We start from the raw sequence: 11,024 nt of genomic DNA on the forward strand, positions 1-11,024 counted from the left end.
TTTTACTTTGCAACAGAACCTTTTTAATTGTATCTAGAAAATCATCTCCCCAACTAAAAATTGAAGAAACTACTTTATCAAGGTGTAATCCTAATTCACTAAATTTACATTTTACTTTAGGGGACTACTGGGGAGACAATTCTTTCAATGATTTTGTTTTGCTCTAATTTTTGAAGTTTTTTAATAAAATACGCTGAGTAGTTTATTTTATAATTCACTTAATCTTAAACGATTAATTTGCAAAAGATAGAAGATAAAAGTGATTTTCATCTTCTACCAATTATAGAAAAGCTAAATATTGGGGTATATAAAATTCTTTATTATTATATTTAATTAACAACACAACGTCTTTAATTTATATAGTGACAAAAATGTCAGTATTGTTATTTGTCGCAAATAATACCATAATGAATAATATAATATATAGGAGGTAGTAACATATGGAATTACAATTAGCAATTGATTTATTAAATAAAGAGGATGCTGCAGAATTAGCAAATAAAGTTAAAGATCATGTAGATATCGTAGAAATTGGAACACCAATTGTTATAAATGAAGGATTACCAGCTGTACAACATTTAAATGATAATGTTGATGGTGTAAAAGTATTAGCAGATTTAAAAATTATGGATGCTGCCGATTACGAAGTAAGCCAAGCAGTTAAATTTGGTGCAGACATAGTAACAATTTTAGGCGTTGCAGAAGATGCATCAATTAAAGCAGCAGTTGATGAAGCACATAAACATGGCAAACAGTTATTAGTAGATATGATTGCAGTACAAGATTTAGAAAAACGTGCGAAAGATTTAGATGATTTAGGCGCAGATTATATCGCTGTTCATACTGGTTATGACTTACAAGCTGAAGGTCAATCTCCTTTAGAAAGTTTACGTAAAGTTAAATCTGTAATTAGTAATTCTAAAGTAGCAGTTGCAGGTGGTATTAAACCAGATACAATTAAAGATATTGTTGTAGAAAATCCTGATTTAATTATTGTTGGTGGCGGCATTGCAAATGCTGATGACCCTGTAGAAGCTGCTAAACAATGTAGAGCTGCGATTGAAGGAAAATAATGATGACAGAAATCACAAATTATCGTTTAATACTAGATGAAATAGACAACACATTATCACATGTGAAAGACAGTGAAGCCGAAACGTTTTTAAAGCAAATTATTAAAGCAGAGCACGTTTTTGTATCTGGAAAAGGACGTTCGGGTTTTGTAGCAAATAGTTTTGCGATGAGATTGAATCAGCTTGGGAAAGGTGCACATGTAGTTGGTGAGTCAACTACACCTTCCATTACCGAAAAAGATTTGTTTGTTATCCTTTCTGGCTCAGGTTCGACAGAGCATTTAAGATTATTAGCAGATAAAGCTAAAGCTGTAGGTTCAGAAGTTGTATTATTGTCAACAAATCCAACGTCAAAGATTGGTGAACTTGCAAATGCAGTGATTGAATTACCGGCAGGAACGAAATATGATGTTGAAGGTTCAGCACAACCTCTAGGTAGCTTATTTGAACAAGCATCACAGGTGTTTTTAGATAGTATTGTTTTAGATTTAATGACTGAGATAAACGTTGATGAAGAAACAATGCAGCAAAATCATGCTAATCTGGAATAAAACCTACAAAAGATAATTCACTTTAATACCCCACATTTATTTGTGGGGTATTTTTAATTTAAAGAAACGCCCTGAGATATTTCATAGTAGTTATAAAAATTAATTAGTATTGAATATCACTACTACATTTTTAAAAAGTGATGCAGATTTATAGCCATAATTTTTAGATTTACATTGACGATACTGCATCGAAAGGCACACTTACACACCTAAAAAACGTCGTGCTAAAAACAAATTTACATGTGGTAATCCAACATCCTTATTATACATTTTAACAGTTGGTTTAAAGCAAACTTTAAAAATATATAATTTCCAACCTATTTAATTACATTTGTTTCTTAAAACGCATATATGAGCCAGAATAGAAAATAGTTGCATTAAAGATCAAAGATTGCTTAAGAATCAGCAAGTTTTGACGTTAGAGAGTAATAAAAAATATTCAAAAATCAATTAGAGGAAAAGAGGCTGCTTAATTATTCCTTTGATACACCTACTACATTTCAACAAACAATAGATTTAATTAATGAAGGTAATTTAAAAGTTAAAGATGTTATCACTGATGAGATAGAGCTAGATGATATTGTGGAGTCAGGATTTGAACAACTCCTAAATGATAAATCACAAGCAAAAATTCTCGTTAAGTTATAAAAGAGCCTCCCTAATATAGGGGGCTCTTTTATTAACTAAAACATAGTTTCATTTAGTCAAGTATTTGTGAGTTTTTACAATTCGTTAATCTAAGGATATTTAACAATACAATTATTTAATGATTGTATTGTTAAATACAAAACTAGGTTCGGCACCTAAAATAATAAGAAATATTTGTGAATACTTCACATTTTGGAATTTTAACATCATATCTTTAAAAAATATAAAATCTCTATCATTTTTAACTTTTTCAACTTCTTGTTCATATAATTTTAAAACAGATTCTCTTATTAAAGTTGGTCTCTCATTTTGAATAGTTTTAGGGTTATCTGAAAACATGAGTAATCCTAAATATTTATAGTGGATACTTAATTGTCGTGTCAAACTAGCTATATATTCTAACTTTTCATACATACTAGGAAACTCGTTTCTTAGTTTTTTCAAATCTAACTTAGCTTGGTTTAATTCTTCCATTTCAGTAAACATTTTATCACTACTCCAATTCCCATGGCTTATTGATATCAAGAGACTCAATTATATTTTTACTTCGCGATCTTTTAATTTTTCTCATTTTAGCTCTTTCTTCGCCGTCCATAAATAATAATTTTTCTTCTTTGGACTGAGGAGAGATTTTGGGTATTTTAATTGGTTTTTTCTTTTCATCTAAAGCTACAAAAGTAAGAAAAGCTAAAGCAGCAATTTTTCTTTCTGCAGTAATCATATCTTCTGAAATGACTTTACAAAATACTTCCATAGATTTTTCTCCTGTATAAACTACATAAGATTCTATACAAACTGAATCAGATTGCGTGATTGGATATAAAAATTCTACTGAATCGGTAGAAGCTGTAACACATTCTTTAACTCTTGCATGTCTTCTAGCTGATAGCGTTGCGTTATTATCAATTTTTTTCATCAACACCCCTCCAAATAGGGTATTATAATTGTTTAAATCATTAATTAATACTTGATCCGTACTGACAATTTTACTATCACTAGGAAATTTATAATTTTCCATAAAAAACTCCCGTTTCTATAATTTTTTACCTTCTAATTATAGAGCGAGAGTATATAAGTATAAAATATCTTTTTTTTATACAGCCATAAATTTCTCAAATGCCTTTATATTTAATAGTTAATTAAGAAGTTTTCTTGAAGAAATTTAATCCAATTTTTTGTTAAAGAATCAACTATAATATCTTTTCTCCAAACAATGGCAAGTTCCCATTTCATAGAAGGTTCATTAATATCGATGGCTTTTAAATTATTATCTAATAATTCTAGTATTCCTTCGGGTAATATACATACTCCCAGATTATTTAATAACATTTCTTCTATGAAACTCCATTGGGTGGTTTCAAAAATCATATTAGGATTAAAGCCATAATTTCTACACGTATTTTTGATTTTATCGTTTAAATAGAAGTCAGAATTAAATAAAATAAATTCTTGTTCTTTTAAATCGTCAATATTAATCGTTTTTCTCTTAGATAATTTATGATTTTTATGAACAACCAATTTTAATTTTTCTTCTAAAAAAGAGAATGTATTAAAGTTTTTATTATTTGTAGGCAGCACGGTAATTCCCATGTCTAAATCACCATAATATATATCGTTTTCAATTTTTTTACTACCATTTTCAAAAAGTTGAAAAGTTATATTAGGATACATTTCATGAAATTGCGAAATTAATTTAATTAATATTCTTATATTAATAATAGTAGGTATTCCAATTTTTAAACGTCCAGTTTTTAATTCTAATAAATTACTTAATTCATTAGGGATATTATCATACATTTTAAGCATTTCTTTACATTGAGAAAAGAAAGCTTCTCCTGCGTCAGTTAAGTATATTTGATTTTTATATCTATTAAATAAGATTACTTCTAATTCTTCTTCTAATAATTTAATTGTATTACTAATTGTAGGTTGTGTAATAAAAAGACTAGCTGCTGCTTTGGTCATACTTTTTTGTTTTACAACTTCTACAAAATACTGCATATGTTTAAGTTCCAATAAATTTCCTCCTTTTTATTATTCTATATAACGATGAACGACTAACACCTGTCTGTTCGGCAAATCTCTTCGCCTGTAATCTTTGTTAATCATATAGAATTTTGATTTCTCTTTTCTTGTGCTCAGGTAATGAAGCTTCTAATCCTTTTTTAATACTTTCACTTAGTAAATTAGCTTCGAATTCAACAAATGCGCTCATCGTAGTAAATAATATCTTGCCCATCGCATCTTTCGTTAATACATTCATATATATAATATGTAAATAAATGCTGTTTTTAGCGAATCATTAAGATAACTCAATTAATTCTTCCGTTGTACGTCCTAAACAATCTAATTTATAGAGAACTATAATATTGCCTCCTCGTAAATAAAAAAACTTATCAAGTTCCAATCTTTTCATTTTACGATTACTTGCTTTCTTGCTAAAAATACATTCACAACCATATTTCTCAAGTGTATCAATTTATGCATCAAGACTTTGATTTTTTATTGACACACGTGAATAACCAATTTTTGCCATTTGAATACCGCCTCTTTTAAACTTTTTCGGGTAAAACTATTAATGAAATCTAATTCTCGATGCAAATAAAAACGTCTCTTAGCGTCCTAAAAACCAAGTTATTAAAAATTCTCCATATTTAATTATTAATAGTTTCAAACGTCAGTTCATATAAATCTTTATCATCTAAATTAATGAACTTCCCCAATATTCACTCGATACCGGTTATTTATTTTGTTTCTTAGAGATTTGATTATAATAGTTTATATTAATATGTATATTGGTTGTATAACTATTACTTTGATTGTGTCTTTAAATTCTTCAAACGTTTTTTATTAATTGGCATTAAATAATAATTCTCATTAGGTAAAACATTAGTGTGTTTTTCTTATATAACTTCGTTTCCATTTAAATAAGCTTTTATATCTATATTTTTAACAGTTCCACCGCCTAAATTTTGTAGTTAAAAAGCAGTAGTTACATAGTCAGAATAAGTTTCAGTTAGATTTTTTAATTTTAAACCTTTTCTTCCTTGTTCGATAATAACTTAATCGAAGGCTAAGAATGGAATAAAAGAAATTTTAATTTGTCTGATTTGTATAATTACTGAAATGATATATAAAATTGTCATAATAAATATTCCAATTCAACCAATTGCTTGTAAATATTTCTCAACCAATTCTCGTTTTGAAATAAGTAATAATTTAATTCTACTCTATCTCAACAATACAATCTATATTCGTTAATACATTTAATAGTATTTGATAACCTGGAATAAGTTTTAAAGACTATTTCATAGTAAATTACTAATTAAGAAAGGGGTACTTAAGTAAAGAGATTATGAGCATAACGTTCATTTATCATAGTATAAAGTCACAAAATTACTTACTGTTGATTATATATAATACTTAGGTTTTAAAATATAATTGAAAGGTATGTTGTATTATGACTAAAAAAGTAGCAATCATTTTAGCAGATGAATTTGAAGATATAGAATTGACTAGTCCAAAAGAAGCATTAGAAAATGCTGGATTTGAGACTGAAGTTATTGGAGATACAGCAAAACATGAACTTGTTGGCAAACATGGGGAGAAAGTAACTGTAGATGTTAGCATTGCAGATGCGAAACCAGAAAATTATGATGCATTATTAATTCCTGGCGGATTCTCACCCGATCATTTACGTGGTGATGAAGAAGGTCGCTATGGTACATTTACTAAGTATTTTACTCAAAATGATGTGCCTACATTTGCGATTTGTCATGGTCCACTTTTACTAGTTGATACTGATGATTTAAATGGCCGCACAATAACTGGAGTTATCAATGTACGTAAAGATTTATCTAATGCTGGTGCACACGTTGTTGATGAATCAGTTGTAATAGATAACAATATTGTAACGAGTCGTGTCCCAGATGACTTAGATGATTTCAATAGAGAAATTATTAAAAAATTAAAAGCATAATTTGTAATATCAATCAGTATTTATTATCTAAGAGACTAACAGTTTCATCTTTATCGCTAGCACTCTAATAAGAACAGTTCAAAATCGAAGCCTAAAGCGATTATACTATTTTAATAATCTATTTAGTGATTGTTGAATCGGTAGTAACGAGTTTCCTATATATTTTTTTAAATCATCAGATTCAATATCTAAACTTCCACTTTTTATAATTTCTTGTGCTGAAGCAAGAAAATCAGCTAAATCTTTAGGATATTCTGCGCTTTCCTGTAAGAATTTTGAAGCCGTGTTAACATCTGTATCAATAATCTCAAGACTTTTACCTGAAATTTTTTCTAACTCTTCTGCTATTGACGATATGTGATCAAATTTCCACCAATTTCAATAATATTAGGAAATTCATATTCCCCTGATACTGCATAAGCAGCTATTTGAGCATATTCTTCTTTCAATGCCCAACCGACTTTGCCGTCTCCACCTGAATGAACAAATTTTCCGCTTTTTAAAGCAGCTGTAATTAACCCGTATTCATTTTCTAAATACCAGTTATTACGCAAAAATGTATAATTTATACCAGAATCTAAAATTAATTTTTCGGTATATTTATGATCCTCTGCTAACGGACTACTAGAAATATTAGCATTTCCAAAGCTTGTATAAGCAATATAAGAAACACTATTTGCTTTAGCTGCTTCTACAACATTTTTATGTTGCTTTTGACGTTGCCCAACTTTATTCCCTGAGATAAATAAAAGACGATCTATATCTTTAAAAGCTTTTGATAACGCTTCAAAATCATCATAATTTCCAAACCTTATATTAAATCCTTTTTCTTCCAATTGACTTGCTTTTTCTTTATTTCTTACTAAAGCGAAAACTTCATCTTGGGGAACTAATTTTTTCAAAAATTCAAGAGCATAATTACCCATACCACCTGTAGCACCTGTTATTAAAATAGTATTTTTAAGTAATAGTTTTATTAAGTGATTAAAAAGTATAATGTCAAAACTTAGCATTTTCAAGCAATTTTTATCTTTCCTGGAACTATTTTCTATTCTGGCTCATATATGCGTTTTAAGAAACAAATGTAATTAAATAGGTTGGAAATTATATATTTTTAAAGTTTGCTTTAAACCAACTGTTAAAATGTATAATAAGGATATTGGATTACCACATGTAAATTTGTTTTTAGCACGACGTTTTTTAGGTGTGTAAGTATGCCTTTAGGTATAAAAATAAAAATCAACCTAGAAAAAGTAGATTGGATTTTTATTTCGATGCAGTATCGTCAATGTAAATCCAAAAATTATGGTTGTAAATCTACAACACTTTTTAAAAATGTAATAGCAATATTCAAGGCAAATTAATTTTTATAACTGCTCGGAATATCACGAGCAATTTCTTTAACTTTAAAATAAAAAAATCGACGAAGGTCGATTATGGTTTTTGCACCGTTTGGAACAAACGTGTAAACGCCCCCTTGCGGGATTTAACTAAATTATAACGATGAATTTTAGACCTATAATGCAATAATAATTGGGTCTACCGGATTTACAATTTTAGTTAAGTGTTCCAAGGCTCAACGTCAATAAAGCAATTAGTTATTTTTAACTATCCCATTTGGAACGTAAAATACATGAGCAAAAGTTATTTTGTGGGTATTCTGGTTCGAAATATTTAATTACATCTGATTTTATATTTCCAAAAGTCGTTTCGGGTTTATGCTTAAAACCGTCATAAAAAGATTTAATTACATCATGTTTAAAATTGCCTCTTGGGAATTTAGTAACGATTGCTTTTCTGATTTCATCAGAATATTGATCCCAATTATCGCCCATTACGTCTGTTCCTACACCATGAAATAATAAGGCTACATTATTTTCTTTGTGTTCAGCTACACCTAGTGTTGTATGTAACGCAATAGAATCCCAGGCAAGTTGTAAATCGCGTTCGTTATAATTATAATTTTTTAAAAATTGTCTAACTGCATTAGCGCCATCTACTTCGAACCTTAAATCATCGCTACTGTATGTTTGGGTTAAACCTAAATCATGGAATAAAGAAGTGATATAAAGTAATTCTTTATCGTATTGTAATTTATCTTGCATGCCTTTGACTTCGCCAAATAAATAAACTCTGTTTGAGTGATTCCATATTAATTCATTTCCGTATTCTTGTACGATTTTTTGGGCATCTTGAACAATTTTACTATCTGGAACTTTTATTTCATCTATACTATTAATCATAAAAAAACTCCCCTTTGTTAAATATAGAATTAGTGTTAATATTCCCTTTAAAAAATAAGTAAAACTTTCTTTATATTAGATAAAGAAAACAAATAAATAAAGAAGTAAATACATTTATTTAAACATTAGATAAACACTTTTTTATTCTAGTACCGTTAATGTATAAACATAAGTTACTACATAAAAATGATTTCAAAGGTTAATTTAAGACGAATAAATTATATAAATATTACATGTTAAGCATTTTATAAACAGGTGTGAATTTAAATAAAATACATAACAGACTCCTTTAGGGAGTCTATAAAGACTCTAAAGAGTCCTGGTTTTGAACAGTCTTATGAAATTTTAGAACAACTATTAGCACAAGATACACCGTCAATAAATAATGAAATTTCGTTTGTTGACGGTAATAAAGTACAAATGATGCCACAAACAGATAAAAGAATTCCCGTATTTCCTACGGGTTTTGCGCAAAGTTCAATTTCTTGGATAGCCCAACATGGTGATGGTTGGGTTCAATATCCAAAACCGCCTCAAGACCAAGCACAGCTAATTAATGATTATAGAAATTTAATTACAAAAAATAATAATGAACAATTTAAACCCTTTACCCAAATGCTTTACGTTGATTTAAACGAAGACCCTAATCAATTACCTGAACCCATACCACTTGAATTTAGATTAGGGAAAAATCGTTTAAGAGAATTGTTGTACCAGTATAAAGAAATTGAAGTAAATCATTTAGCTTTTGTTGCTTATTTTGCTAGAATACCTGTCGAAGACATTGTTCCATATTTTCCAACACACAAAGTGAACTAATTAGGAGGTTATATTGATGAGAGCATTTGCAATAGAATCATATGGAGAAGCTAATGTATTACAAGAATTTAATTTACCACTACCTGAGATAACAGATGAAGAAGTATTAATTGAAGTTGAAAATACAGGTGTTAGCCCATACGATTGGCATGTTAGACGAGGTGAACAAGAAGGGAAAATTGATTACCCTATACCGCTCATTTTAGGATGGGATATATCAGGCGTTATACGTAAAGTCGGCTCAAAAGTAACAGATTTAACAGTAGGTACACCAGTTATTGCAACACAACAACTTGATAAAAACGGTGGTTATGCAGAATTTGTGGCCATTAATCAAAACACAGTTGTTAAAAAACCTGAATCATTATCTTTTGAAGAAGGTGCGACAATTCCAATTAATGGTTTGACTGTCTATCAAGCGTTAATAAAATACGGTGAAATGCAACACGGCGATAAAGTATTAATACATGGTGGCGCAGGTGCAGTAGGTATATTTGGCATTCAATTAGCTAAAGCTAAAGGTGCCTATGTAGCAACTACTGCAAGTACACACAACCATGAATTTTTAAAATCAATTGGGGCAGATGTTGCCATTGACTACAATACAGAACGTTTTGAAGATTATGTACATGATTATGACATCGTCCTTGATACACAAGCAGGAGACACACTTGAACGTAGTTATGATGTATTGAAACCTGGAGGCCGGCTAATATCTATACGCGGGCAAGTTAATAAAAAGAAAGCAGAAAGTAAAGGAATTACAGCATATTTCACATGGACAGAATTAAATCGTCAAGATTTAATAGAAGTTGTTAATTTATATGGATATGGTGTTGTCAAAGCTTACTTTGAAGCTATTTTCCCACTATCTTTTGTTCGAGAGGCTCATAAATTAAGTGAAAATGGTCATTCTAGAGGGAAAATTGTAATAAATAATAAATCATAATATATGATTTATTATTTAAATTAACATAACCGATGATTCTCAGAAGTTCTCACTATATAAAAGGCACTAAAAGTTTATAACTTTTAGTGCCTAATTAATTATATTAGCTACCAAACAAACGACTCCAAAACCCCTTTTTAGGTGGTTCTACTTCCCTATCCTCAGGCCCATTCCCTATTTCTTCAGATGGTTTATCATCTTTCGCTAATAAGTCTTCGTTTGGACTGTCATCCTTTTTCTCTTCAGTTATATCCTCATGATTTACTTCTGCTTCTATTGGTTGGGTTTTCTTTTGTTGTTGGTTGATATTTTGAGATTCTTCAGTAAAAGTTGCTTCTTGCGGATTAACGCTTTGTCTATCATTAGTCGCTGTATCAAAAGAATAATTAAGATGTCTTTCTTCTTCTAATTGGTTTTCTAGTTTTTGAATCTTTTTATTACTTTCTAAAGCTAATATTTGTTGATTTTCCAACAGTTTATTTAATGTATTAACATTGCTATTTTGTTGATCTAGTTGTTTAGTTAAATTCTCAATATATTTTTCATCATTTTTAGCTCTAATTTCAAAGATTTCTATTTGCTTTTCTAATTCATTCGCTTTTGTTTTTAATGTCTCAAAACTATTTGAATTATTATATATATGCTTTTCAACCTCTGCAGTATTTTCATCAAATCTTTCTTTTTTTATTGATTCTTTATTTGGCGTTGTACTTTCTTTCTTAGTGATTTTTTCTATAATTTTCAGTCAAGTCCAGACTCCTG

Annotated in this window: 10 protein-coding genes and 4 pseudogenes; 7 read left to right on the plus strand and 7 right to left on the minus strand. The window is 29.2% G+C overall.

The genetic code is table 11. The features are described from left to right. Window positions 1–440: 440 nt before the first annotated feature. The 4 genes and pseudogenes from hxlA to KA893_RS11280 all read left to right on the plus strand — a co-directional run. Complete coding sequence (gene hxlA / locus KA893_RS11265) at window positions 441–1,073, plus strand: 3-hexulose-6-phosphate synthase (protein ID WP_069821667.1); 633 nt, start codon at window positions 441–443, stop codon at window positions 1,071–1,073. Between the two features lie 2 nt (window positions 1,074–1,075). Beyond that, on the plus strand, window positions 1,076–1,624 hold the full coding sequence (hxlB, locus tag KA893_RS11270; protein ID WP_041080925.1) for a 6-phospho-3-hexuloisomerase: 549 nt from the start codon (window positions 1,076–1,078) through the stop codon (window positions 1,622–1,624). Between the two features lie 376 nt (window positions 1,625–2,000). Next, window positions 2,001–2,078 carry a DUF536 domain-containing protein gene (locus KA893_RS14260; RefSeq protein ID WP_369078123.1) on the plus strand — a complete coding sequence of 26 codons (78 nt, stop codon included), beginning with the start codon at window positions 2,001–2,003 and terminating at the stop codon, window positions 2,076–2,078. A gap of 32 nt (window positions 2,079–2,110) precedes the next feature. Further along, window positions 2,111–2,272 (plus strand): annotated as a pseudogene (locus tag KA893_RS11280) (butanediol dehydrogenase); the annotation flags it as partial. Window positions 2,273–2,383: 111 nt separating this feature from the next. Here the strand turns inward: KA893_RS11280 and KA893_RS11285 are convergent. The 4 genes and pseudogenes from KA893_RS11285 to KA893_RS11300 all read right to left on the minus strand — a co-directional run bounded on the left by KA893_RS11285 (window position 2,384) and on the right by KA893_RS11300 (window position 4,751). Beyond that, entirely contained in the window at window positions 2,384–2,758 is a 375-nt protein-coding gene (locus tag KA893_RS11285) for a hypothetical protein (protein ID WP_002483566.1), read from the minus strand. Between the two features lie 7 nt (window positions 2,759–2,765). Continuing rightward, on the minus strand, window positions 2,766–3,290 hold the full coding sequence (locus KA893_RS11290) for an acyl-CoA thioesterase (protein WP_002483565.1): 525 nt from the start codon (window positions 3,288–3,290) through the stop codon (window positions 2,766–2,768). Between the two features lie 110 nt (window positions 3,291–3,400). Beyond that, window positions 3,401–4,288, minus strand: coding sequence for a cidABC operon transcriptional activator CidR (cidR, locus tag KA893_RS11295; RefSeq protein WP_041080908.1), 888 nt, complete (start codon window positions 4,286–4,288; stop codon window positions 3,401–3,403). 85 nt (window positions 4,289–4,373) lie between these two features. Continuing rightward, window positions 4,374–4,751, minus strand: a pseudogene (locus tag KA893_RS11300) (recombinase family protein). A 981-nt stretch (window positions 4,752–5,732) separates the two neighbouring features. Between KA893_RS11300 and KA893_RS11305 the strand changes: the two are divergent. After that, window positions 5,733–6,251 carry a type 1 glutamine amidotransferase domain-containing protein gene (locus KA893_RS11305; RefSeq protein ID WP_002483572.1) on the plus strand — a complete coding sequence of 173 codons (519 nt, stop codon included), beginning with the start codon at window positions 5,733–5,735 and terminating at the stop codon, window positions 6,249–6,251. A 105-nt stretch (window positions 6,252–6,356) separates the two neighbouring features. On the opposite strand, the pseudogene KA893_RS11310 reads toward KA893_RS11305, so the two are convergent. Next, a pseudogene (locus KA893_RS11310) lies at window positions 6,357–7,264 on the minus strand (SDR family oxidoreductase). 591 nt (window positions 7,265–7,855) lie between these two features. Next, window positions 7,856–8,494 carry an HD domain-containing protein gene (locus tag KA893_RS11315; RefSeq protein WP_041080753.1) on the minus strand — a complete coding sequence of 213 codons (639 nt, stop codon included), beginning with the start codon at window positions 8,492–8,494 and terminating at the stop codon, window positions 7,856–7,858. 420 nt (window positions 8,495–8,914) lie between these two features. Between KA893_RS11315 and KA893_RS11320 the strand changes: the two genes are divergently transcribed. Together KA893_RS11320 and KA893_RS11325 are read left to right on the plus strand one after the other, a co-directional pair. After that, the gene (locus KA893_RS11320; protein WP_075340105.1) at window positions 8,915–9,313 is read left to right on the plus strand and encodes an LLM class oxidoreductase; all 399 of its coding nucleotides are present in this window, start codon (window positions 8,915–8,917) and stop codon (window positions 9,311–9,313) included. Between the two features lie 16 nt (window positions 9,314–9,329). Further along, window positions 9,330–10,262, plus strand: coding sequence for an NADP-dependent oxidoreductase (locus KA893_RS11325; protein WP_041080751.1), 933 nt, complete (start codon window positions 9,330–9,332; stop codon window positions 10,260–10,262). 103 nt (window positions 10,263–10,365) lie between these two features. Here the strand turns inward: KA893_RS11325 and KA893_RS11330 are convergent. Beyond that, window positions 10,366–11,007, minus strand: a pseudogene (locus KA893_RS11330) (DUF536 domain-containing protein); the annotation flags it as partial. Window positions 11,008–11,024: the final 17 nt, after the last annotated feature.

This window comes from Staphylococcus sp. GDY8P126P (assembly GCF_017891965.1).
Taxonomy (GTDB): domain Bacteria; phylum Bacillota; class Bacilli; order Staphylococcales; family Staphylococcaceae; genus Staphylococcus; species Staphylococcus saprophyticus.